The 20,515-nt window shown below is 59.8% G+C and carries 29 protein-coding genes; 12 read left to right on the top strand and 17 right to left on the bottom strand.

Features of this window, described 5'->3' with window-relative positions:
* Positions 1–85: 85 nt before the first annotated feature.
* Together ampC and KHU30_RS25420 are read left to right on the top strand one after the other, a co-directional pair.
* A complete protein-coding gene (gene ampC / locus KHU30_RS21575; protein WP_211444660.1) occupies positions 86–1,261 on the top strand; it encodes a class C beta-lactamase in 1,176 nt (391 codons plus the stop codon).
* 129 nt (positions 1,262–1,390) lie between these two features.
* Positions 1,391–1,972, top strand: coding sequence for a glycine zipper 2TM domain-containing protein (locus KHU30_RS25420; protein WP_211444659.1), 582 nt, complete (start codon positions 1,391–1,393; stop codon positions 1,970–1,972).
* Positions 1,973–2,183: 211 nt separating this feature from the next.
* Here KHU30_RS25420 and KHU30_RS21565 read toward each other — a convergent pair whose 3' ends face one another.
* Both KHU30_RS21565 and KHU30_RS21560 read right to left on the bottom strand, forming a co-directional pair.
* Positions 2,184–3,092 (bottom strand): DUF7164 domain-containing protein, encoded by a 909-nt coding sequence (locus KHU30_RS21565; RefSeq protein WP_211444658.1) that lies wholly within the window; start codon positions 3,090–3,092, stop codon positions 2,184–2,186.
* A 58-nt stretch (positions 3,093–3,150) separates the two neighbouring features.
* Positions 3,151–4,278: a DUF2827 family protein gene (locus KHU30_RS21560; protein WP_211444657.1), complete on the bottom strand. Its 1,128-nt coding sequence runs from the start codon at positions 4,276–4,278 to the stop codon at positions 3,151–3,153.
* Between the two features lie 192 nt (positions 4,279–4,470).
* Here KHU30_RS21560 and KHU30_RS21555 point away from each other — a divergent pair, with 192 nt between their 5' ends.
* Entirely contained in the window at positions 4,471–4,686 is a 216-nt protein-coding gene (locus KHU30_RS21555) for a hypothetical protein (protein ID WP_211444656.1), read from the top strand.
* Between the two features lie 85 nt (positions 4,687–4,771).
* Here KHU30_RS21555 and KHU30_RS21550 read toward each other — a convergent pair whose 3' ends face one another.
* From KHU30_RS21550 to KHU30_RS21515, 9 genes are all read right to left on the bottom strand, one after another.
* Positions 4,772–5,407 carry a hypothetical protein gene (locus tag KHU30_RS21550; RefSeq protein WP_211444655.1) on the bottom strand — a complete coding sequence of 212 codons (636 nt, stop codon included), beginning with the start codon at positions 5,405–5,407 and terminating at the stop codon, positions 4,772–4,774.
* A gap of 49 nt (positions 5,408–5,456) precedes the next feature.
* A complete protein-coding gene (locus KHU30_RS21545) occupies positions 5,457–5,690 on the bottom strand; it encodes a helix-turn-helix domain-containing protein (RefSeq protein WP_211444654.1) in 234 nt (77 codons plus the stop codon).
* Between the two features lie 8 nt (positions 5,691–5,698).
* On the bottom strand, positions 5,699–6,037 hold the full coding sequence (locus KHU30_RS25800; protein WP_407928128.1) for a DUF2975 domain-containing protein: 339 nt from the start codon (positions 6,035–6,037) through the stop codon (positions 5,699–5,701).
* Positions 6,038–6,109: 72 nt separating this feature from the next.
* On the bottom strand, positions 6,110–6,265 hold the full coding sequence (locus KHU30_RS25795; RefSeq protein ID WP_230427515.1) for a hypothetical protein: 156 nt from the start codon (positions 6,263–6,265) through the stop codon (positions 6,110–6,112).
* The gene (locus KHU30_RS21535; RefSeq protein WP_211444653.1) at positions 6,262–6,489 is read right to left on the bottom strand and encodes a hypothetical protein; all 228 of its coding nucleotides are present in this window, start codon (positions 6,487–6,489) and stop codon (positions 6,262–6,264) included. The genes KHU30_RS25795 and KHU30_RS21535 overlap by 4 nt, the downstream gene beginning before the upstream one ends.
* Before the next feature lie 71 nt (positions 6,490–6,560).
* Complete coding sequence (locus tag KHU30_RS21530; RefSeq protein ID WP_211444652.1) at positions 6,561–7,496, bottom strand: DMT family transporter; 936 nt, start codon at positions 7,494–7,496, stop codon at positions 6,561–6,563.
* 122 nt (positions 7,497–7,618) lie between these two features.
* On the bottom strand, positions 7,619–8,284 hold the full coding sequence (lepB, locus tag KHU30_RS21525; RefSeq protein ID WP_211444651.1) for a signal peptidase I: 666 nt from the start codon (positions 8,282–8,284) through the stop codon (positions 7,619–7,621).
* 172 nt (positions 8,285–8,456) lie between these two features.
* A complete protein-coding gene (locus KHU30_RS21520; protein WP_211444650.1) occupies positions 8,457–8,918 on the bottom strand; it encodes a cupin domain-containing protein in 462 nt (153 codons plus the stop codon).
* Positions 8,919–8,938: 20 nt separating this feature from the next.
* A complete protein-coding gene (locus KHU30_RS21515; RefSeq protein WP_211444649.1) occupies positions 8,939–9,550 on the bottom strand; it encodes a cysteine hydrolase family protein in 612 nt (203 codons plus the stop codon).
* A 162-nt stretch (positions 9,551–9,712) separates the two neighbouring features.
* On the opposite strand from KHU30_RS21515, the gene KHU30_RS21510 reads away from it, so the two are divergent.
* From KHU30_RS21510 to KHU30_RS21480, 7 genes are all read left to right on the top strand, one after another.
* A complete protein-coding gene (locus KHU30_RS21510) occupies positions 9,713–10,693 on the top strand; it encodes a GlxA family transcriptional regulator (protein WP_211444648.1) in 981 nt (326 codons plus the stop codon).
* Positions 10,694–10,762: 69 nt separating this feature from the next.
* Positions 10,763–11,272: a hypothetical protein gene (locus KHU30_RS21505; RefSeq protein WP_211444647.1), complete on the top strand. Its 510-nt coding sequence runs from the start codon at positions 10,763–10,765 to the stop codon at positions 11,270–11,272.
* Positions 11,273–11,512: 240 nt separating this feature from the next.
* Positions 11,513–11,956 carry a hypothetical protein gene (locus KHU30_RS21500; RefSeq protein WP_211444646.1) on the top strand — a complete coding sequence of 148 codons (444 nt, stop codon included), beginning with the start codon at positions 11,513–11,515 and terminating at the stop codon, positions 11,954–11,956.
* Positions 11,957–11,994: 38 nt separating this feature from the next.
* Entirely contained in the window at positions 11,995–12,789 is a 795-nt protein-coding gene (locus KHU30_RS21495) for a DUF2145 domain-containing protein (protein ID WP_211444645.1), read from the top strand.
* Between the two features lie 211 nt (positions 12,790–13,000).
* Entirely contained in the window at positions 13,001–13,924 is a 924-nt protein-coding gene (locus tag KHU30_RS21490) for a DNA/RNA non-specific endonuclease (protein ID WP_230427514.1), read from the top strand.
* Positions 13,917–14,162 carry a hypothetical protein gene (locus tag KHU30_RS21485; RefSeq protein ID WP_211444643.1) on the top strand — a complete coding sequence of 82 codons (246 nt, stop codon included), beginning with the start codon at positions 13,917–13,919 and terminating at the stop codon, positions 14,160–14,162. The genes KHU30_RS21490 and KHU30_RS21485 overlap by 8 nt, the downstream gene beginning before the upstream one ends.
* A 29-nt stretch (positions 14,163–14,191) precedes the next feature.
* Entirely contained in the window at positions 14,192–14,767 is a 576-nt protein-coding gene (locus KHU30_RS21480) for a hypothetical protein (RefSeq protein WP_211444642.1), read from the top strand.
* On the opposite strand, the gene kynA is transcribed toward KHU30_RS21480, so the two are convergent.
* From kynA to kynB, 3 genes are read right to left on the bottom strand one after another with little or no spacing between them, the layout of a single operon-like run.
* Positions 14,762–15,604: a tryptophan 2,3-dioxygenase gene (kynA, locus tag KHU30_RS21475; protein WP_211444641.1), complete on the bottom strand. Its 843-nt coding sequence runs from the start codon at positions 15,602–15,604 to the stop codon at positions 14,762–14,764. The two genes, KHU30_RS21480 and kynA, sit on opposite strands and share 6 nt — an antisense overlap.
* 10 nt (positions 15,605–15,614) lie before the next feature.
* Positions 15,615–16,877, bottom strand: coding sequence for a kynureninase (kynU, locus tag KHU30_RS21470; protein ID WP_211444640.1), 1,263 nt, complete (start codon positions 16,875–16,877; stop codon positions 15,615–15,617).
* Positions 16,874–17,536, bottom strand: a complete 663-nt coding sequence (gene kynB, locus KHU30_RS21465; RefSeq protein ID WP_211444753.1) for an arylformamidase — start codon at positions 17,534–17,536, stop codon at positions 16,874–16,876. Before kynB ends, kynU begins: the two co-directional genes overlap by 4 nt.
* Before the next feature lie 141 nt (positions 17,537–17,677).
* Here kynB and KHU30_RS21460 point away from each other — a divergent pair, with 141 nt between their 5' ends.
* Both KHU30_RS21460 and KHU30_RS21455 read left to right on the top strand, forming a co-directional pair.
* On the top strand, positions 17,678–18,154 hold the full coding sequence (locus KHU30_RS21460; protein ID WP_098493604.1) for an Lrp/AsnC family transcriptional regulator: 477 nt from the start codon (positions 17,678–17,680) through the stop codon (positions 18,152–18,154).
* Positions 18,155–18,189: 35 nt separating this feature from the next.
* Positions 18,190–18,417 (top strand): hypothetical protein, encoded by a 228-nt coding sequence (locus KHU30_RS21455; protein ID WP_061942834.1) that lies wholly within the window; start codon positions 18,190–18,192, stop codon positions 18,415–18,417.
* Between the two features lie 509 nt (positions 18,418–18,926).
* Here KHU30_RS21455 and KHU30_RS21450 read toward each other — a convergent pair.
* The 3 genes from KHU30_RS21450 to KHU30_RS21440 are packed head-to-tail and all read right to left on the bottom strand — an operon-like array spanning position 18,927 to position 20,399.
* Positions 18,927–19,337 (bottom strand): VOC family protein, encoded by a 411-nt coding sequence (locus KHU30_RS21450; RefSeq protein WP_211444639.1) that lies wholly within the window; start codon positions 19,335–19,337, stop codon positions 18,927–18,929.
* A gap of 56 nt (positions 19,338–19,393) precedes the next feature.
* A complete protein-coding gene (locus tag KHU30_RS21445; RefSeq protein ID WP_211444638.1) occupies positions 19,394–19,921 on the bottom strand; it encodes an SRPBCC family protein in 528 nt (175 codons plus the stop codon).
* A gap of 43 nt (positions 19,922–19,964) precedes the next feature.
* A complete protein-coding gene (locus tag KHU30_RS21440; RefSeq protein WP_211444637.1) occupies positions 19,965–20,399 on the bottom strand; it encodes a YciI family protein in 435 nt (144 codons plus the stop codon).
* Between the last annotated feature and the right edge of the window lie 116 nt (positions 20,400–20,515).

Below are 20,515 nucleotides of genomic sequence, written 5' to 3'. Positions count from 1 at the left end.
TGCTTTGCACGGTCCAGGCCATGCGCCGCACCACAGGTCCGCTTGCGGAAAATCTCTTCAATCACATTCAGAGAGGCATCTAATCATGCATAGAAAAGTTACGGGCATGCTGAAGGCAATAGCCGTTTCAAGTTGTTTTATCGCCGCCGGCAGCCACGCTGCCGCCGATCTCGACCAGTCCAGGGTCAAGGAAATCGTCGATAGCGCCGTGCAGCCGCTGATGCAGAAGTACGCTATCCCGGGCATGGCAATCGCCGTCGCCGTCGACGGCAAGAATTATTTCTACAACTATGGCGTGGCGTCCAAGGAAACCGGGCAGCCGGTGACCAACGAGACGCTGTTTGAGATCGGTTCCGTAAGCAAAACATTTACGGCGACATTGGCCTCATACGCTCAGGTCAATGGCCAGCTTTCGTTGACCGGCGACGTCAGTCAATATTTGCCTGCCTTGCGCGGCAGCAGCTTCGACCATGTCAGCCTGCTCAACCTGGGCACGCATACGGCCGGCGGTTTCCCGCTGCAGGTTCCGGATAGCGTCCACGACAACGATCAGCTCATGGATTATTTCAAGCACTGGCAGCCTGCGTATGCCGCCGGCACCGCCAGGACTTACGCAAATCCAAGCATCGGCCTGCTCGGCATGATTGTGGCCAAGAGCATGAATGCATCTTACGAGGATGTGATTGAAAAAAAATTATTTCCTGAATTGGGCATGAAGCACAGCTACATCAATGTGCCGGCGAGCCAGATGAAAAATTACGCGCAGGGCTACAACAAGACGGATGCGCCGGTCAGGCTGAATCCCGGCGTGCTGGCCGCCGAAGCCTATGGGGTGAAGACCAATACCGCCGATTTGATACGCTTCATTGACGCCAACATGCAGGTGCTCAAGCTGGATGAAAAATTGCAGCGCGCGATAAGCGACACGCACACAGGATATTTCAAGGCAGGCGAAATGACACAGGGCTTGATTTGGGAAATGTATCCCGATTCGGCAAGCCTTGCCCAGGTGCTGGCAGGGAATTCCGATGCGATGGTATATCAGACTAATAAGGTCGCAAAGCTGAGCCCGCCGCTGCCGCCCCGTGCCGACGTGCTGATCAACAAGACGGGCGCCACCGGCGGCTTTGGGGCATACGCTGCCTTTATTCCGGCCCGCAAGATGGGTATTGTGATGCTGGTCAATAAATCTTCTCCCGCTGAGCCGCGCGTGACTGCCGCCTATCAGATATTGAAGCAGCTGCAGGCAAGCCCTTTTTGATCGCTCCCGGTAGTCATCAGATGAAACAACACTGTGTTTCAATTCGACACACTTGATACACAATCAAGCTGGGTTGGCGGCCGATACGTTTGTAGAATCAAATCACTGTCAACGTCGAAGGAGAATCAAATGGAAGCCAGCCAGACAACCAGCCGTCTGCACCCCTTGGTAGCGGGCGCCGCCGGATCCCTTATCCTGGTGAGCTTGCTTGGTGTCGCAGCGATGACCGGCTTTCTTCCGAGCTCGCACGGCAATGCGGTTGGCGCGCAGGCTCCGGAGGCAAGCCCTGCCATGCAGCAGCCGGCGGCAAATGCCGCCGCGCCGATGACGCCGGCAGGCGCATCGCCGGTATTGGTGCAGACCGCGAACGGCTATCAATACATGCAGCCGCTGGCAACGCCGCCAGTCGCCGGCTACCAGGTTGAACCGGCTCGTCCGGCGCCCAGGCAAAAAACGATAGTGCATCATGTCTATCGCAGCCAGGGCGCAAGCTATGCGCAAAACGAAGCTGCGCCGCAATACCAGGCTCCGGTCGAGCAAGCCCGCCCGGCAGCGTCGGTAAGCCCGCTGGGGATAGCTACCGGCGCGGTCATCGGCGGCTTGCTGGGACATCAGGTGGGCGGCGGCAACGGCCGTACCCTGGCGACGGTAGCGGGCGTGGTTGGCGGCGGATACCTGGGGAATACGGTCGCTAAAAATTACGGCTATTGATTACTGTTATTTACTGTTATTTACTGCTATTAATTACGGCTATTAGTTAAGGCTATTAGTTAAGGCTATTCACGCTGCCATGGACGCGAACGAAAGTTTGCCAAGTGGCCAAGGGCTGGGTTCTGTATTGCACAGGACTCAGCCCTTTTTGGTTTCAGCCTGATGCAGTCGTGACGATGGCTTTGCCGCGCTGCCTGCCGGCATGCTGCCGCTAGAAAGGATAGTCGGCCAGCCGCTTGATTTCATCGAGCGGGGTCGTCACGATCCAATGGCAGTACTGGTTGATTTTGCTCCGGTCTAATGTCTGTGGATCGATATGCGCGTATTTTCCGGCGCGATAATGGTGCTTGGAAAAATAATCGTCGGTATGGATCCCGTGGATATGGAAAGTCATCTGGTCGATGTCGCCGACGCTGTAGCTGGGCACGTCCAGGATCTGCGTCTTGCCGTGCTCAAGAAACGCGCCATAGTGATGGTTCGCCACGATCTCCGCTGCGTACATGGTGGTCACGCCGCGGAACCAGCCCGGCCACTGGCCGGTGTTGCTGCCGAAATCCCGCAAGACCAGTTCGGACACCCGGGTCTGTTCCCTGATGAAGAACAGAACGTGGCCGCTGGGCGCCAGCAGCGAATGGCCGCAGCCGAATACGCGGTGATGCTGAAAGCCGTGGCGCTGGCAGAAATCCAGCATCTTGTCCCACGCTTCCTGCGTCGTATACAGGTACTGGCCGTTGCCGTGAACCGGCGTGTTGGGCCGCAATCGGCATAGATGCTCGGTCAGGAAGACGTCGGCATCGGTCCTCAGCAGCCATTTGTAGCGCTGCTGCAGATCGTCGGTGTGCGGACCGCTCAGGCAAGCGATGGAATTGATGAAGGGATAGCCCTGCCAGATGCTGCCTTCGACTGCGACCGGCTCAAATGGAATCTTGATGACGCCGGGATCGTCGCCGGGCAGTTTGTCCAGGACTTTTGGATTGCATACCGCGACCAGGTCGGAGCTGCGCCAGTTGCCGCTATAGATCCAGCTTTTGTAGATCCAGCTGAAATCCTCCAGCATGTTGGGATGGTCGTCGATATACATCAGTATCCCGAGCGTTTTCAGCTTGTCGTCGTTGTTCATTGCTTTATTTTTCCTGGATCATTTTTTCTCGCGGCTGCGAATGCTGCGTCGGATAAGGTCAGCGCGGGCCGAACAGGGCGCCGATGCGCTGCGTATACGCGGCAATATTTGCCTCCGCCGTGGCGTCGACGGTATGCAGGAATGCCTGCGCCCTGGCCGCGTAAGCGGCGCTGTTTTCATCGTGCGACAAGGCTGCTTCGGCCAAAGCCCTGGCGCCATCGGCGACATCGAAATCGCGGTAGTAATAGCCCGCCTCGCGCAGGAACGGCGAATTGTGCACCAGCGGATAGCCGCCATACAGCGCGTCATAGAACAGATAGTTGAGGCCGTTTTCCCATTGATGGGAAATCACGATATCGGTGTGCTCGGCAGCGAAGGCGCAGAACGGAAAGCGGTGATCGGCCGTGGCCTTGCCGTCCTTGACTATCTCCAGGCCCAGGGCGAGGTGCTTGAACGCACTGTTTTCCTTGAGCTGGAAAGTATTCGTCATGAACACATGCGCCAGCAGCCCGGGGTGTTCGATATAAAACTGGTTGGCTGCCAGCATCGGTATCAGGGTGCTCTTGACGACATTGATGTTCGGCTCGAAAATCGCCACCCGCTTGGCGGCTCCGTGGTTGCGGTAGCCCCATTTCTGCCGCAGTTCGGGATTTGCCGCCAGCGCAGCTTCGATGAAATAGGGCGCCCAGATATGCGGCAGCACGAATACCGGCGCCTTGTAGACGCTTTCCCAATAACTCTTGCAGGTGTGGACATGCTGGGGATTGGTCCACAGCTCGTCGAATGTTATCCGATGGGGGTTGGGCTGCCATTGGTCGCGTCCGAAGGTGATGGTCTCGACGGCGATCACGTAGTCGTTGCCAAAGCGGAACGATACTGCCTTGCCCTTGCGCCGGCGCACCCGTTCGACCTGTTCCGGCGACACGAAGCCGTTCATCTCGACCAGCAGGTCGGTTTTGTCCAGCACGCTCGAAATGGGCCGCAGCGCGCGCTGCAGGTCTCCCATCAGCAGGCCGGCAGGGTAATTCTTGATGCCGTCGCTGTGCACCAGCCAGACATGGTCTACCAGCGGCGACTTCCGCAGCAGCTGGTAGAGGAAAAAGCAGTTCTGGTTAGCGCCGTTGTACCAGATCGATTGCTGCGGATCGTCACTGATGTTCAGGGTGATGGCGACGTTTATCTTCATGATGGTGGATTTGAGTGGGCGGAATGCTTGATGACAAACTTACCATGAGCCTGCATTTTTCTGAAGAAAAATTAATCAGACATGGAAATATCGAAATTTCAAGGGCACGGCCATCATGTGCGAAACACCACGCTAAATCGACCGACCTGGCATGCATGCTAATATCACGCCACGATCACAATGGAGAGCGAAATGGCCTTTAAAGAAACCAAAGGAAACAAGACGGTCGAAGCGCGGGTTGCTCCAGCACCGGGAGGCATGTTCAAGGGCGTGATCCAGGTATCGACGCAGCGCGGCGATCAGGTTTTCGTGCAAACCACAGGCAAAGGCTGCGGACGGCCGGTAAAAACCGAACAGGCAGCGCTGGAACTGGCCGAGCGCGAGGCGCGCCGCGTTATCGGCGCGTGATCCCAACGGGCGATCTCTTGCATTTTTGCAGGATCGTCCCTGCCGAGCGTGAGCATTTCACCCCGGCACATCAATCTGCAGCCGCCTACCATTTGCAGCCCCCGTCTTTTTTTGACGTCACTGCATCGGCAATCAGGAAGAGCGGCGCCAGCAACCCCGTTGAACTTTGACTTTGCAGGCAATCGGCGCGTGCGCCGCGCTGTATGTCTTGCGCCAGGCGGCTATCGGGATTGACCGCTTCCAGCGGGTGGCTTTTCAACTGGGCGACTGCCCTGTCGTCGCGCATGCTGTTTGGATCCCTGGCGATCTTCCCGGCCATTTTCACGGCAGCATCCAGATCCAGTCGAGGCCGCGGTTCGGACGGAGCCGGCAGCTCTTTTTCCTCTGCGTGAATTGCCTGATTGACGATCGGCGATGCAGCCAAGGGCAGCGTCACGTTTTTCTTGCTGCCATCGGACGCCGGCCGACGGGATTTGCCTGGCGCTGCCTGCGCCGCGGCAGGTTCCAGGCGCTGCACCTGTGCTGGCGGCAGCCTCGGCTGCGGCGTCGGCAGCAGCAACAGCGTCATGTCCGAGAATGAACTGCGGACCGCTGCGGGCGGCGCCGGCTGGCGCTGCAAAAACATTTGCAGCAACACGGCGTGCAACAGCAGCGAGGCGAGGATGCCCCAGTGCATGGCGCGCGAATATGGTGCTGAAGGCCAGCGGCTTGCGTCAGGCATATTATCTTCACACTTTGATTGACCGGTTGCGGCAACCGGCCCGGCAGGTTTATTCTGCGCCGGCGTCAGGCATGGCGTTGTCCGGCTCGTAGCTCAGCAGGTCGCCCGGCTGGCAGTCAAGGTAGCGGCAGATCGCTTCCAGGGTTTCCAGCCGCACCCCTTTCACCTTGCCTTGTTTTAACAGCGACAAATTCTGTTCGGTAATGCCGATGGCGGCCGCCAGGTCTTTCGATTTCGCCTTGCGTTTGGCCAGCATGACGTCCAGCGTGATCACGATACTCATCTGCTTCCTCAGACGAACTGCCGGTTTTCAGCGTCGACTTCGCTGGCGCGCTGCAGGATGCGGGCAATCACGGTGATGGAGGCGGCCATGAACAGGGAAACCACTTCGCTGCTGCCAAAGCCGACATTGACCAGGCGATGGCCGACCGGTCGCAGGATGGTCAGCCAGACGCTGGACAGCGGCTGGCAGAGAACTCCCAGCACGACCCACCAGGCCAGGCTTTGGCCGACCCTGCCCAGGTGTATGGCTGCCGCTGCGGAGAAATATTCACCGCGTGCATAGCGCTGGAACAGGGCGCGCAGCTGGTACAAGCCGTAGCCCAGCGCCAGCAAAGGGATATTGGTGATAACGATGGCGCCCAGCAGTTGCCAGAGCGGCAGGCTGGCTGGGTCGATGCCGAGCTGTATGGCGGCGTTGGTCTAATCGCAGAAATGGGTGAACTCCTGCGGAAACAGCCAGCCGCCGATGCTGAAAACCAGCATGGCGATCAGCAGCAGCATGGTGACGCTCGCCATGCGCTGGCTGGCCTGTGCAATGCGATCCTGTTGCAGGTCCGGTGTTTTAGGCGCTGTCATTGTGGATAATTCAGATGAATGAAAATATGGAAATTGAAAGCGTTGCCCAGGCTCGCCATGGCGCGGTCGGCCGTGGCGGCCTGGAAACTCATTTTTACGGAGCCGTGGACGCCAAGATGCGGCATGAGCTTGAAGCCGAGGTAGAGCGCCATGATGGCGATGGCCAGCCACGAGCAAAGTGTCGTCAGGCAACGGCGAGCGAGGGTAATGAAATCCAGCTTCACGGCGCTTCCTTGTTGATAGGATTGCCGTATTCTAGTCTAAAATTATCGTAAAACAATAATAAATTGTGATTTTATGGTGATTTATTATTGATTTTTATTTCCGAGGAAAGCTTTTGCTCAACCGTCAGGCCGGCTTTGCGTTTTCCGCCGAACAGGTTTTCCAGCTTGCCGCTGGCCAGGGCTGTCCCCAGCAGTACCACGGCGCAGCCGGCCAGCATGGCCGGCGTGACCTTTTCGCCGAGAAAGAGCGCACCCCATATCAGTCCGAAAACCGGGATCAGGAACGTTACCGATGCCGCATACGCCGCACCCACGCGCTCGATCAGGCGGAAATACAGGATGTAGGCAAGGCCGGTGCAGACCACGCCTAGCGCCGCCACGCACATCCAGGTCGAGGCGGCGATAGCCTGCCGCGGCCAGAACGGCAAGGCGGCCGGCAGCAGCACGATGGCGGCAAAGAACTGGCTGCCGAAAGCGACCACCAGCGGCTGTATGCCGGCCAGGCGGCGTTTGGAATAATTCACTGCAAAGCCGTAGCAGGCGGTGGCCAGCAGCGCGGCGGCGATTGCCAGCGGCACGCCGGGAATGCCTGCGCCCAAGGTATCCCACGCCAGCAGCACCACGCCGGCCAACCCCAGCAGCAGGCCGGCGACCTGCCGGCGGCCGAGGCTGGCGTGGAACCAGGCGGCGGCGATGAGCGCGGTCCAGATCGGCGTGGTGGCGTTCAGGATGGAATCCAGTCCGGCATCGAGATACAGCGTGGAATAGGCAAACAGGCCGAACGGAAGCGCCGAATTGGTGATGCCGACCACCAGCAGCGGCCAGGCCTTGGCGCGCAACTGGCGGCGCGCCGGCGCGGAGCGCAGCACCGGCGCCAGCACCAGGGCGGCAATGCCGACGCGCAGGGCGATCAGGGCCAGCGGGCCGAACTCCGGCGCGGCAATGCGCAGGAACAGGAAGGAGGCGCCCCAGATCGCCGCCAGCAGGCACAGTTCAATCAGGTTCATGGCGGGTATCTTTCAAGTTGAGCGGCAGGCGCCGCGAACTTCAAAGATACTGCTTGTCCTGTGCGGAGGAACTCTGGTTCTTGCGGTCGAACTCGGCAATCCGGCGCTCCGCGGTCCCCAGTTTATTGCAGGGCCATGCCGAAACGTTCTGCGCGCGGCATCCAGTTGCCCTTGATGTCGGCCGACACCAGGATCCGTTCGGCCCGTCCGATCAGCAGCTCGCGCGGCACAAAGCCGAAGTGGCGGTAGTCGCCGCTGTTGTCGCGGTTATCGCCCAGCATCAGGTAGTGATCCTGCGGCACCGTGATCGGGCCGAAACTGCGGTTGGCGTTGACTTGCGGCAGGACCTGGATGCGGTGCTGCTCGCTGCCCATCTTTTCGCTGAGGCGCAGGGCGACGATGCTGCCGCGGTCCATCGGTTCAGGCGCGCTGTCCAATACCGCATAGCTGGCTTCCTTGCCGTTGATGATCATCTTTTCATTGCGCATTTCCACAGTGTCGCCGGGCAGGGCGATGACGCGCTTGATCAGCCGGGTGTCGTCCAGCGGCGAAAAGAAGGTGACGATATCGCCGCGCTTGGGCTCGCCCAGATGGCCCAGCACGATATTGGTCAGCGGGATTTTCAGGTTGAACGCCAGGCGGTTGACGAACACCACGTCGCCTTCCAGCAGGTTGGGACGCATGGAGCCGGACGGGATCGGATTCCAGTCAGCCACGGCGGTACGGAAAATCCCGAAGAGAAACAGGAACAGTAAAAATCCCTTGTTGAGCCGGATCCAGTTTTTCATTTTCATTCCGCCTTTGAGTGATTGCCGATGCATTCCTGGAGCAGCCATGTCTTGCGTGGCGCCCCTTCTCTCTTTAAAGCCGTATTAAAGCTATATCATGGCGCATATTTGCTCCCGGATCTGCACAGTATGCCACTGAATTCACCGACCATTCTTGACTCCGCGCGGCCGGCTAGTCCTTCGGCGTCTGCGGCAGCAAGTCGAAATGGTCAGCCTGGTACTGGAACAGCAGGCAGTCTTCGCCTTTATTGCAGCCGCTGTAATGCGGAAGCCTGGCCGGCAGGTTATAGAAGGAACCGGCTGGATATTCCATGCGCTTGCCGTCGATCACCGCATAAAACGTTCCCTTCAGCACCACCGTCGGCAAATTCTGCGAATGCGTGTGGAAGGGATTGTCTTTACCCGCGGGGAAAATCACGAACGCTTCGTAAGGCCCCTTGCCGCTCAGGTTGCCATGGACGTTGGCGTACTTGATGCCGCCGCTGCCGGGGATGCCGGTCCACTGCAAATCCGCCGCCGGCAGGGATATCAGCGCGCCGGCATGTTTTGCATGGCTGTCGCCTTCTGCTGCAAGCAGCTGGCTGGAGAGCAGGAGCGAGCCGAGGGCCAGCAAGATCTTTGATGAATTTTTCATATGATGCTTTCGTTTTTTTGTTAAGCCAGCGGCAGTTGCAGAATCTGTTCGGTGCTCATCAGCGCGCCGAAGGTATCGGCGATGGAAGCCAGCGCTGCGCGATGCAGCACGGCGTGCGGCAGCAGGCTGCCGTCGGCGCTGTCGAGATCGCGCGTGGCGCAGGCGTCGTCCGCCACCACGACTTCATAGCCGAGCGGCACGGCGTCGCGCGCTGCTCCGGCGACGCAGGCATGCGTCATCAGGCCGCTGATGATCAGTGTCTTGATGCCGGCCGCCTTGAGGCGCTGGTCGATATCGGTAGTCGGAAACACGCTGACGGAGGTTTTTTGCAGCACGCTGTGATGCGCCGCAGGCTGCAGCTCGCTGTGAAACTGCGCGTTAAGGCTGTCGGCGGCAAACACCGGCGCGCCGGCCGGGCTCAGATGCTGGACATGGAACACCGGCATGCCGGCCTGGTCCGCCAGGGCGACCAGGCGGCTGGCGTTGCGCAGTGCGCGCATGCCGTCCGGGATCGGCATCTTGCCGCTGAAGTATTCGTTCTGGAAATCGATCGCCAGCAAGGCGGTGCTGGCGGCTTCGAGCTTGGCTGGCGCTGCTGCGCCAGCCATGGTGCGGATGGTTGGATGGTTCATTGCGATACTCCCGGTCGGTTTCGGCGCGATGAACGCCTATCGCTCATCGCTGCCTTGCCGCCGCCCTTGCTTGCTGCGCGGGCGGCGGAACAGGACGAAGTATCGGCGGCTGGCGGCAAGGGCGAAAGTGTCCCGATAGACATAATGTGATAGGATCGGGCCATGTCAATTTCCCTCCTCGATTCCGGGCAAGCGCACACCGTCGCGGTGGTCGCCTTTGACGGCATCAGTCCGTTCCACCTGTCCGTGCCCTGCATGGTGTTTGGCGACGACCTGGCGCGGCTGGGCGTGCCGCGCTACCGTTTGCTGATCTGCGGCGCGCAGACCGGCATGGTGGCGACCATGTCGGGATTCAATATCGAAGTGGAGCATGATTTGTCCGCGTTGGAACAGGCCGATACCGTGATCGTGCCGGCCTGGCGCGATCCCGATGAACGGCCGCCGGAGATGCTGCTGCAAGCCCTGCGTGCAGCACATGCGCGCGGCGCCCGCATCGCCGGCCTGTGCCTGGGCGCCTTCGTGCTGGCCGAAGCCGGCCTGTTGGATGGCCGCGCCGCTTCCACCCACTGGGTCTGGAGCGAAGATTTTGCGCGCAAGTATCCCAAGGTCAAGCTGGACCAGAAAGTCTTGTACGTGGACGACGGCGACATCCTGACCTCGGCCGGCACCGCCGCCGCCATCGACTGCTGCCTGCACCTGCTGCGGCGCGACCATGGCGCCGATGTCGCCAACCGTATCGCCCGCCGCATGGTGGTGGCGCCGCACCGCCATGGCGGCCAGGCGCAATACATCGAACAGCCATTGCCGGCTAGCGGCGGCAACGATGCGCTGACCGTGACGCTGGACTGGGCCATCGAGCACCTGGAGCAGCCGCTGTGCCTGGATGTGCTGGCGGCCAGGGCGGCCATGAGCCGGCGCAATTTCACCCGCCGCTTCAAGCAGAAGACCGGCGCCACCGTCTCGCAATGGCTACTCAATCACCGCCTGGCGTCGGCGCAGCGACTGCTGGAAACGTCCGACAAGGCGATAGACCGGATTGCCGAGCTGGCCGGATTCGGTTCCACGGTGTCGCTGCGCCAGCATTTCACCGCTGCCTTCGCCATGTCGCCCGCCGCCTACCGCAAGCAATACCGGCGCGCATGAGCGTTTGCGGCCGGTGCTATACAATGCGTCTTTCCGCATTTTTTGCCGCTTCCTGAACTTTCCGACGCAATGACAGACCACTCCGCAGCATCCCCCGAAGAATTCGCCGATACCGACGATCACAAGACCCAGGAACCGCGCCTGTGGCAAGACGACGGCTGGACCGCGCGCATCATCAAGAACGACGACGATGACGGCTGGGCGGTGGCAATGATCAAGGATGGCGAACCGGAGCCGGCCCTGGTCGGCCCCTGGACCATGGGCCGCGACAAGAAGAATCCCAAGCCGCTGGACGCTTCCGCCTTCATCACCCTAGTCAAGACCGCCTCCGAATTCGTGCGCCGCCATGAGCAGCAGCTGCATGCGATGCTGCATAAGACGATTGCCGTCAGCGACGGCGCCGCAACCGTCAACGTTACGCTCGACATCGTTCCCGACGATGATTTTCCCTACGCGCTGCTGACCGCCCACGATGAGGACCGCGAGCAACTGGCGCAGGTGCGCGTCGCCGCCAGCTTCAAGCTCAGTCCAAGCAGCGCCAGCGCCTGGGTGGACAGCGGATTCCGCAAACCTGCCTGACATTGCCCCGTTTTTTTATCGCCGGCGCGACATGGCCGGGGTATTTCCTATGCTTGGGATTGGTCTCGTGCGATGGCTTGGGCGTCTTTTTCCCGCGGGCCGGAACGTAAAACGTAGCCGGTTGGAGTAAATAATCCATATCGCTGCCCATTGCAAAAAATGACAGGTATGATTGCCGGCGAAATTAAGGTTTTGGCAAAGCAATGCCAACAAAACGACGCTAACTACACCGGGGACATCATGCATCTGAAAACTCTGCGTAACACTCTGCTCGCGCTGGCCGCCTGCGCCGCGCTGCACGCGCCAACCCAGGCTGCCGACGGCAGCAAGGAAGTCAGCCAGGGCGCGGTCAGCATGGCGGCATCGCCATTGGGCTCGATCGAGGGCGGCCCGATCGCCGCCAGCACCTATTTCGTGGTCGGCGCCTCCTTCGTCGTGGTCGGCATCGGCACGATCGTCGGCGATGCAATGGAAGTCATCATCCAGAACACGGTGGACGGCAGCAAGGCCGTGGTGCGGGGATCGGCAGCGGTAGCGCGCCAGGTCGGACTCTCGGTCGGCAACGGTATCAAGGTGGTGGCCGAATCGACCGGGTATGCGCTGGTCGCCTCAGGCAAGATCCTGGCCTTCGTGCCCAACGCGGTCGGCAAGGAATTGTTGTACCAGTCGAAGTTGTCGCAATGATGCGGGCGCGTCGCATTAGGTGCGCCGTTGCGTGCGCCATGGCGCTCGGAGTCGCTGTGCACGGCGCGGCGATCGCCGGGCAGACCTGTTCCGAGACGCCGCCGCGTCCGGATTCGGTGCGCATGGCGTTCAGCAGCGCCAGCGCGCTTTCCGCAGCGCTGGATCAGGCCCGGCCTGAGGTCGCGCTGGTGGCGCGGGTCGGCCAGGATCTCTCGAAGTACGGCTTGCGCTATTCGCATATCGCCTTTGTGCTGAAAGACCCGGCCAGCGGACAATGGCGCACCATGCATCTGCTGAACGCCTGCGGCACGGCCGATTCAGCGATCTGGAGAGAGGGCCTGGCCAATTTTTTCCTCGACGACCTGTTCAGCTATGAATCGCTGCTGATCGTCCCGTCGCCGGAGGCGCAGAATAAAATCCTGGCCCGGCTGTCCGACCGTTCCCAGTATCTGGCGCTGTTCACGCCGCACTACAATATGCTGGCTTATCCCTTCTCCACCCGCTACGAAAACTCCAATCAATGGGTGCTGGAGCTGCTCGCCAAGGCCTATGCCGACAATAATATCCAGATCGACAGCCGCGACAAATCGCAGCAATGGCTGAAGTTGATGGGCTACGAGCCGACCACGCTCAATCTGGGTCCCGTGACCCGCCTGGGCGGCCGCATGTTCCGCGCCAATATCGCCTTCGACGATCATCCCAACGAGCGGCGCTTTGCCGACAAGATCGATACCGTGACGGTCGTTTCAATGACGCAGTCCCTGAAGAAAATCGATCCTGCCACAACGCTGACGGTGGTGCCGGAACCGAAGCTGAATGCCTTGCCCAACTAAGCGGCGGGCTGAGTAGGATAGGAAATCACATAGGCTTGATAAAGTAATCCGCTTGCATGCGAAGATCTGCACAAGCATGCAAGCGGCTCTAAAAAACACTTGAAATTCGGATAGTGCTTGGTGCGATTTAAGTTAAACCTTATACTGGGTATTTATACAGTTTTGGTGAACAATGCCGCACAAGTTTCGTCGTTTTCTAGTTGTTGGCTTATTGCTGACATCTTCCGCCTTTGCTACAGATTGCCCCTCCCATTACGCCGCCGGCCAGGCCCCCAGGATTCTCAATGACAAGCTGGCGCGCCAGACGCAAGAGTTGTGCTTCCAGGCTTTTGTCGTCATGCATTCCGGCGTCACGCGCACGCCTTTGTGGTCGGCCGAACACCTGACGCGCGACAACGTCGACGCCGCGCGCACGCTGTCGCGCGAAAACTCCTTCCATCCCGAGCCGGGTTTGCTGATCAGCGGCCGCGCCGAGCTGAAAGACTATTCCCGTTCCGGTTTCGACCGCGGCCACATGAGCCCGAACGGCGACATGGCCAACCGCACCTCGCAGTATGAAAGTTTCAGCCTGGCCAACATGATTCCGCAGAATCCGCAGAACAATCGCCACATCTGGGCCGAGATCGAGAGCGCGGTGCGGCGCCTGGCGGTGAAGGAGGGCGAGCTGTACGTGATCACCGGGCCGGCTTTCCTCGGCCAGGACCTGCAAAAAATCGGCAATGTGCTGGTGCCTACCTATATCTATAAAGTCGTTTATAGTCCCAAGAGACAGCAGGCCGCCGCCTATTTCATCAAGAACGCGGATACTTCGCACTACCAGACCTTGTCGCTGTCGCAACTGGAAAATACCTTGCGCATCGATCTGCTGCCCGGCGTGCCGAAGCGCGTCAAGGATGTGGCGATGACCTTGCCGGCAGCAGGCGGGCGCGGCAGCGGCAGCGAACGCTATGCTGCAGACAAGGGCGCGGCCGATCGCGGCCCGGCCGATCGCGGTGCTGCGGAAAGAAGCGCCGAGCCGGCCGCCCAGATCAAAAAAATAGAAAAGGACTTGCTGTCAAAATTGTTGGATGATGTGCTCAAGATGCTGGTCAATTTCGTTACGAACCTGATAAACAAAGGATGGTCGCATGTCTAAATTTGTACCGTTTGCCGATGAAAGCGCAACCCTCGCCATCGGCAAGATGAATGTGGAAAACCGGCTGGACCGGGTCAGCCTGTTCGGCGACCTTGACCTGACCTTGGATCAGGTTGGGCTGGAGCAGGCAAAGGCTCTGCAGTCGCTGGTCAATAGCGTGGTCGAGGCGCTTGAATCGAGAACCTTGCCGGACAAGCTGGCGATAGCGCCGGTAGTCAAGGTCAGCAATCCGTTTTGAATGCAGGATTGAAAACAAGAGGCAGAGAGATGGACGAAGCAGCAGGCAGCGATACCGGCTTGAGCGATGTCGGCATGCTCGGCAATGGTGCGCCGCAGAGCCTGGCGCTGGAGCAGGTGGCCATGCGCAAGCACGGCGTCGACGGCTGGGAGCCATTTCATTACGAGAAGATTTCCGAGACGGAGTACGAGGTCAGCGGCGGCGTGCCGGCGCTGATCGGCGGCGTCAAGAAATGGCCCGGCCCGCACAGCGCGGTGGTGGTGACGCAGGCCGAACTGGAACTGGCAAGCACGCCCGCGGAAATCGCTCCTGTTCAGCCGCAAGCCGCGGCGCCGTCGATGCCATCCTTGCCGCTGCAGAACGCTGACGGCAGCGCGGCGCCGAATTTCCTCACGGTGGTTTTGCAGCTGCCGGCCGATGAAGCTGGCCGCAAGCGCATTTGCAATGCGTTCAACCTGGATGCAAGCTTCTTCGGCGCCACGGTGACGGCCACTTCGCTGGCCGACGAAATCGCCGTCAACCAGCTGCTGGAATTGCGTTGCGACCCGACCGACGTCAAGGATGCGCGCGAACGCGCCGCCAGCCGCAAGCCGCCGTCCTTATAGGGAAGTGCGCAGGGAAAACAGTTCCGGAAACAGCACCACGTCCAGCATCATCTTCAGATAGCTGGCCCCCTCGGTGCCGCCGGTGCCTTTCTTGAAGCCGATGATGCGCTCCACCGTAGTCAGGTGGCGGAAGCGCCAGTAGCGGAACGAGGTTTCCAGGTCGACCAGCTTTTCCGCCAGTTCATACAGTTCCCAATGCGTGTCCGGCGCCTTGTACACCGTCAGCCAGGCGGCCTCCACCGATGCATCGGCGGCTGTCGCCTTGCTCCAGTCGGCGTTCAGGCGCGCCGGATCCAGCACCAGGCCGGCGCGCGCCATCAGCATCACCGCTTCATCGTAGATCGACGGCTGCAGCAGCGCGTCTTGCAGGCGTGCATAGGATTCCGGCGAATGCTGGTGCACCTGCAGCAGGGCGGCGTTCTTGTTCCCGAGCAGGAATTCGATTTCCCGGTACTGATACGACTGGAAGCCGGACGAATGGCCCAGGTAAGGCCGGATCGCGGTGTATTCGGGCGGCGTCATGGTCGCCAGCACATCCCAGGCATGCACCAGCTGGTCCATGATGCGCGCTACCCGCGCCATCATCTTGAAGGCCGGCGCCAGTTCGTTGGCGCGCAGCTGCTGGCGCACCGCGTGCAGCTCATGGAGCATCAGCTTCATCCACAGTTCGCTGGTCTGGTGCTGGATGATGAACAGCATTTCATTGTGGTTGGGCGAGAGCGGCCGCTGCGCCGACAATACCTGGTCCAGCGCCAGGTAATCGCCATAGCTCATGTCTTCCTTGAACTCCATCTGCGCGCCATGCCAGCTGTCGTTCGGCTTGTAAGGGCATTCCATCTCTCGTCTCCTAGGTGACAGCTTCTTGCTGCGCGTTGATTTGATATTCTTTGTTCGCCAGGATCTGGCGCAAGGTCTCGACAGCGTCCCAGACGTCGGTGAAGCCGGTGTACAGCGGCGTGAAACCGAAGCGCATCACTTGCGGTTCGCGGTAGTCGCCGATGACGCCGCGCGCGATCAGCTCGCGCATGATGCCGTAGCCGTGCGCGTGGGCGAAGCTGACGTGGCTGCCGCGCTCGGCATGTGCGCGCGGGGTCGCCAGCGTCAGGTCGAGGCCGGCGCAGCGGCTCTCCACCAGGCCGATGAACAGATCGGTCAGCGCCAGCGATTTTTTGCGTAGCGCTGGCATGTCGGTTTGTGCGAATACGTCCAGGCCGCATTCCACCAGCGCCAGCGAAACGATAGGCTGGGTGCCGCACAGTGCGCGCCGGATGCCATCCACCGGGGCGAATCCGGGCTGCATGGTGAAGGGTGCGCGATGGCTCCACCAGCCCGATAACGGCTGGCGGAACTGCGCATGGTGGCGCGGCGCGATCCAGGCGAAGGCGGGCGCGCCCGGGCCGCCGTTGATGTACTTGTAGGTGCAGCCGACGGCAAAATCGGCATTGGCTGCATGCAGGTCGATCGGCACGGCGCCGGCCGAATGCGCCAGGTCCCACAGCACCAATGCGCCTTGTTCCTGCGCAGCGGCGGTGACTGCCTGCATGTCGTGCAGGTGGCCGCTGCGGTAATTGACATGGGTCAGCATCAGCACAGCGGTTTCAGCGTTGACCGCGCTGGCCAGTTCCTGCGGCGAGTCGATCAGATGGATGCGGTAGCCGCGCTCCAGCCATTCCGTCAGGCCTTGCGCCATGTAGATATCGGTCGGGAAATTATCGCGTTCGGTGACGATCACCTTGCGCGTCGCGGCATCCGCTTTGGCCGCCTGCAGCTGCAGGGCGCCGGCCAATAGCTTGAACAGGTTGATCGAGGTGGAATCGGTGATCACCACTTCGTTATCCCGGGCGCCGATCAGCGGCGCCAGCTTGTTGCCGAGGCGGCCCGGCAGCTCGAACCAGCCAGCCTTGTTCCAGCTGCGGATCAGGTCGACGCCCCATTCCCGTTCGATCACTTGCTGCGCCCGCTGCAGCGAAGCGCGGGGGCGGGCGCCGAGCGAATTGCCGTCGAGGTAGATGACGCCGGGCGGCAAATCGAACTGTGCGCGCAGCGGCGCCAGCGGGTCGTTGGCGTCCAGCGCCTGGCAGGCGGCGCGGCTGTCGATGGTGTTTGTCATGAATGGATTCCTGATGATGAAGAGGGCGCAGGATGGCGCAAGATGGCACGTACGGGGCTGGCGTCCATGCCGGCCAGGCGCAAGGGCAGGGCGATCAGTTCGTAGTCGCCGGCGGCGATCGCATCAAGGACGATGCCTTCGAGGATGGCCATGCCGTGCTGCCTGACTGCGTGATGGGCCGCCATGGTTTTGGATTCCTGCGGATCGAGCGAGGGCGTATCGATGCCGACCAGGCGCACGCCGTGCCGCGCCAGCAGGGCGATGGTTTCCGGCGCGACGGCGGCAAATGCCGGATCCCATTCTTGCTGCGGGGCCTTGGCGTAGGTGCGCAACAGTACGCGCGGCGGCGTATCGGCCAATGCGTGCGCGATATCCTCCGGCCTGACAGGCGCAGCGCCGATGCAATGGATCACGCGGCAGGGGCCGATATAGGCGTCCAGCGGCACCTGGTCTATCGCCGCGCCTTGGGCATCGTAATGGCTGGGGGCATCGCAGTGGGCGCCGGTATGGGTGGAAAGCGTGATGCGGCTGACGTGCACCGGGCAGCCGTCGGCGATTTCCCAGGTGGCCTGGGCGCTGAAGGGCGTGTCGCCGGGCCAGACCGGGATGCTGGCGGCAAGCAGTGGGCTGATGTCCCAGATTTGTTGTGCGGTAGCGATGGCTTTCTCCTGTGGCCAGACTGAATCGGTGGAATTATTTTAGGCGAGCTTATTGGAATTTTTATACGAAATTACTATACAATTTCAATTAATTTTAGAATTAATCTAGATATTTACTATAAATATTGAAAGATAATTTCAATGCAGCTTGATGCCATCGATTTGAACATCCTGACGCTGTTGCAGCAGAATGGCCGCATCAGCAACCAGGATCTGGCGGAGCAGGTGTTCCTCTCGCCTTCGTCCTGTTTGCGGCGGGTGCGGATCCTGGAAGAGGAGGGCATCATCAGCCGCTACAGCGCCTTGCTGAGTCCGGAGAAGTTGGGCCTGGAACTGGATGTGTTCGTGCAAGTGACGATGCGGCGGGATGTGGAAAGCTGGCATGAGAATTTCATGCAGGCTTTGCAGAATTATCCGGAGGTGGTGGGCTCCTATATCATTACGGGCGACGCCAATTACCTGTTGCGGGTGAAGGCGCGCAACCTGAAGCATTATTCGGCGTTCGTGCTGGAGAAGCTGTACAAGATCCCGGGCGTGCAGGATATCCGTTCAAATATCGTGCTGCAGGCGATCAAGGAAACCTATGAATTGCCGCGTGAATTATTGCGCGATGCTTGAAGATTTAACTGGAACTGTAAAAGCAGATTGAGAATATGGCAAAGACGATAGACGAAATTCGTGACAGGCAAAAGGACGGGGCGCAGTTTGTGTTGTCTGCGGCGATGCTGGGGCTGGAGGTGGAGGAGTTTGACACTGTCGCGCGGATCTGGGTGGCCGAGGGTGGTCCGGGATTCAAGGTGGCCGGCGTGCCGCACCGGAAATGCATAGACGGCGAATTTTTCATCGACCGCGTAACCGTCACCAAAACACCACTGCTGTAGTCAATTGGGGTCAGAGTTTTTTTTCGCGGTTTTTGCGAAAATTACTCTGACCCCAATTGACGGGCTACGGAGTGGGCGTGGTGGCAAGCTCAGAGCAGTTAGTGCGTAATTAAAACAGTAGCTACTCCGTGGAAGCTTGCCGGGGGTAGCCCGGCAGCTAGTCACTTTTTCTTGCTTCGCCAAGAAAAAGTAACCAAAAAGAAGGCGACCGCAAAGCCGTTGCCCTTCCTTCGGTCGGGTCCCCAAATCCGGCGCGCGCCAGCCGGGTGAGGGGCAAAACTCGCCTTCGGCTCAAACATGCCCCTCACAATTCCCGGCTGACACGCGCCGGATTTGGCAACGTCTCAATGCGGGGGTACGTCAAAAGCAACGGCAACGTCAAAAACAACCCCAACGTCAAAACCGGAGCCGCTCTAGTCAATTGGGGTCAGAGTTTTTTTTCGCGTTCTTTGCGAAAATTACTCTGACCCCAATTGACGGACTACGGAGTACGTATCGTTGCGTGGCTATCAGTTATCTTTCTCGCAGTTGATCATCCAAGGCGTGCCGAACTGGTCGGTCAGCATGCCGAAGCGGATTGCCCAGAAGGTTTTTTCCAGGGGCATCTTGATGGTGCCGTTTTCTTTCAGGGCGTTGAACACGCGCTCGGCCTCGGGGATGTTGTCGACGTTGAGCGAGAGTACGGTGCCTTGGGCTTTTTCGAAATGCTCAGGCGGGCAGTCTGAACCCAGCAGCACAATGCTGCCGGATTCCAGCCGTACGTGGGCGATCTGGTCTTGCAAAGCTGGAGCGATATTCTCGGCCATCGGAGTTTCGCCGAAGCGCAGATTGAGGGTGATTTTCCCGCCCAGGACTTTTTCATAGAACTTGAACGCGGCGTCGCAGGTACCGTTGAAATTGAGGTAGGGATGCAATTGCATGACATGCTCCTGTGATGGATGATGAATGATGGAAATGCGGAAGGGGTAATCGTCGCTTATTTTTCGGCAACGCTTTTCAGGTTGGCAAGGCCGCTTTCAAAATCCTTGCCGATCATGCTATCCATGCTGAAAAAGATGCCCATCACCTTGGCGACATAGGGTGACGGTCCATACATGGCCCAGGTGACCTTGCTGCTGTCGCCCTGGGTGTCGATGCTGAATTCGGCCGTGTTATGGCCTTCCAGCGGTTTCGTGAAATCCAGCTTAATGAGGATCTTGCCAGGCGGCGTGGATTCTTTGATCTCCATGCTGCCGGCGCCGGCCTTGCCTGTGCTGTCCCAGGCATAGGCCGCGCCCTTGCCGCTGGCGGGGCCGCTGAAAGTGCGCTTCATGCCCGGATCCAGTTTTTCGAAAGGCGACCAGCTGCTCCATGCGTGGAAGTCGTCGATCAGCGCGAAGATTTTTTCCGGTGGCGCCTTGATCGTGACGGAGCGCTGGACGCGGAAATCATCTGGCCGGAACGTGGCATAACCCAGTATCAGGGCAATGGCGACGACGATAACGATGGCGATGGTCTTGAGCATGGTTTCCTCAATAGTCAGTGGATAGGATAGGGGCAACGGGCGATCAAGGCTTGCTGTTGTCGATGGCCTGACGGCGCTGGCGCTCTTCGGTCTCGCGCAGTTCCGGCGTCAGCTCGTCGCCGAAATCTTCCGCTTCGAACACCTGGCGCAGCTCCAGCTCGACGCCGCCGCCGGCATCGAGCGGCGGCCAGCGCTTGACCCATTCGAGCGCTTCCTGTTTCGACTTGACCTGGATCATGGTGAAGCCGGCGATCAGTTCCTTGGTTTCAGCGAAAGGGCCGTCGAGCACAGTCGGCTTGCCGCCGGCGAACTTGATGCGCGCGCCCTTGGCGCTCGGCTGCAAGCCTTCGCCGGCCAGCATGACGCCGGCCTGTATCATTTCTTCGTTGTACTTAATCATTGCTGTCAGCAATTCTTCGCTGGGCATTTCGCCTGCTTCGGTAGCTTTGTCAGCCTTGCGTATGATCATGAATCGCATCTTGATATCTCCATGGGATAGTGGTTGCCGGCCTGGCCGGTGAATTCCTGAATCTGCTAACTAGTCGAAGGACGCAAGCTTGAATCGACAGCCGGCGAATATTTTTTAATTATATT

The organism is Collimonas humicola, assembly GCF_018304945.1.
In the GTDB taxonomy this organism is placed as follows: Bacteria; Pseudomonadota; Gammaproteobacteria; order Burkholderiales; family Burkholderiaceae_D; genus Collimonas; species Collimonas humicola.
This window is presented reverse-complemented; position numbering and strand designations above follow the sequence as displayed.

What these genes read in the sequence shown, in the direction of transcription:
- KHU30_RS21455 (WP_061942834.1), top strand. Translation starts at nt 18,190, where the DNA reads ATGGCAAAGACGATAGACGAAATTCGTGACAGGCAAAAGGACGGGGCG.
- KHU30_RS21500 (WP_211444646.1), top strand. Translation starts at nt 11,513, where the DNA reads ATGCATCTGAAAACTCTGCGTAACACTCTGCTCGCGCTGGCCGCCTGC.
- kynA (WP_211444641.1), bottom strand. Translation starts at nt 15,604, where the DNA reads ATGGAATGCCCTTACAAGCCGAACGACAGCTGGCATGGCGCGCAGATG.
- KHU30_RS21555 (WP_211444656.1), top strand. Translation starts at nt 4,471, where the DNA reads ATGGCCTTTAAAGAAACCAAAGGAAACAAGACGGTCGAAGCGCGGGTT.
- KHU30_RS21565 (WP_211444658.1), bottom strand. Translation starts at nt 3,092, where the DNA reads ATGAACAACGACGACAAGCTGAAAACGCTCGGGATACTGATGTATATC.
- KHU30_RS21530 (WP_211444652.1), bottom strand. Translation starts at nt 7,496, where the DNA reads ATGAACCTGATTGAACTGTGCCTGCTGGCGGCGATCTGGGGCGCCTCC.
- KHU30_RS21560 (WP_211444657.1), bottom strand. Translation starts at nt 4,278, where the DNA reads ATGAAGATAAACGTCGCCATCACCCTGAACATCAGTGACGATCCGCAG.
- KHU30_RS21545 (WP_211444654.1), bottom strand. Translation starts at nt 5,690, where the DNA reads ATGAGTATCGTGATCACGCTGGACGTCATGCTGGCCAAACGCAAGGCG.
- KHU30_RS21440 (WP_211444637.1), bottom strand. Translation starts at nt 20,399, where the DNA reads ATGCGATTCATGATCATACGCAAGGCTGACAAAGCTACCGAAGCAGGC.
- KHU30_RS21485 (WP_211444643.1), top strand. Translation starts at nt 13,917, where the DNA reads ATGTCTAAATTTGTACCGTTTGCCGATGAAAGCGCAACCCTCGCCATC.
- KHU30_RS21505 (WP_211444647.1), top strand. Translation starts at nt 10,763, where the DNA reads ATGACAGACCACTCCGCAGCATCCCCCGAAGAATTCGCCGATACCGAC.
- KHU30_RS21515 (WP_211444649.1), bottom strand. Translation starts at nt 9,550, where the DNA reads ATGAACCATCCAACCATCCGCACCATGGCTGGCGCAGCAGCGCCAGCC.
- KHU30_RS21550 (WP_211444655.1), bottom strand. Translation starts at nt 5,407, where the DNA reads ATGCCTGACGCAAGCCGCTGGCCTTCAGCACCATATTCGCGCGCCATG.
- KHU30_RS21480 (WP_211444642.1), top strand. Translation starts at nt 14,192, where the DNA reads ATGGACGAAGCAGCAGGCAGCGATACCGGCTTGAGCGATGTCGGCATG.
- ampC (WP_211444660.1), top strand. Translation starts at nt 86, where the DNA reads ATGCATAGAAAAGTTACGGGCATGCTGAAGGCAATAGCCGTTTCAAGT.
- KHU30_RS21450 (WP_211444639.1), bottom strand. Translation starts at nt 19,337, where the DNA reads ATGCAATTGCATCCCTACCTCAATTTCAACGGTACCTGCGACGCCGCG.
- lepB (WP_211444651.1), bottom strand. Translation starts at nt 8,284, where the DNA reads ATGAAAAACTGGATCCGGCTCAACAAGGGATTTTTACTGTTCCTGTTT.
- KHU30_RS21510 (WP_211444648.1), top strand. Translation starts at nt 9,713, where the DNA reads ATGTCAATTTCCCTCCTCGATTCCGGGCAAGCGCACACCGTCGCGGTG.
- KHU30_RS21495 (WP_211444645.1), top strand. Translation starts at nt 11,995, where the DNA reads ATGGCGCTCGGAGTCGCTGTGCACGGCGCGGCGATCGCCGGGCAGACC.
- KHU30_RS21445 (WP_211444638.1), bottom strand. Translation starts at nt 19,921, where the DNA reads ATGCTCAAGACCATCGCCATCGTTATCGTCGTCGCCATTGCCCTGATA.
- KHU30_RS21520 (WP_211444650.1), bottom strand. Translation starts at nt 8,918, where the DNA reads ATGAAAAATTCATCAAAGATCTTGCTGGCCCTCGGCTCGCTCCTGCTC.
- KHU30_RS25420 (WP_211444659.1), top strand. Translation starts at nt 1,391, where the DNA reads ATGGAAGCCAGCCAGACAACCAGCCGTCTGCACCCCTTGGTAGCGGGC.
- KHU30_RS21460 (WP_098493604.1), top strand. Translation starts at nt 17,678, where the DNA reads ATGCAGCTTGATGCCATCGATTTGAACATCCTGACGCTGTTGCAGCAG.
- KHU30_RS25795 (WP_230427515.1), bottom strand. Translation starts at nt 6,265, where the DNA reads ATGACAGCGCCTAAAACACCGGACCTGCAACAGGATCGCATTGCACAG.
- kynU (WP_211444640.1), bottom strand. Translation starts at nt 16,877, where the DNA reads ATGACAAACACCATCGACAGCCGCGCCGCCTGCCAGGCGCTGGACGCC.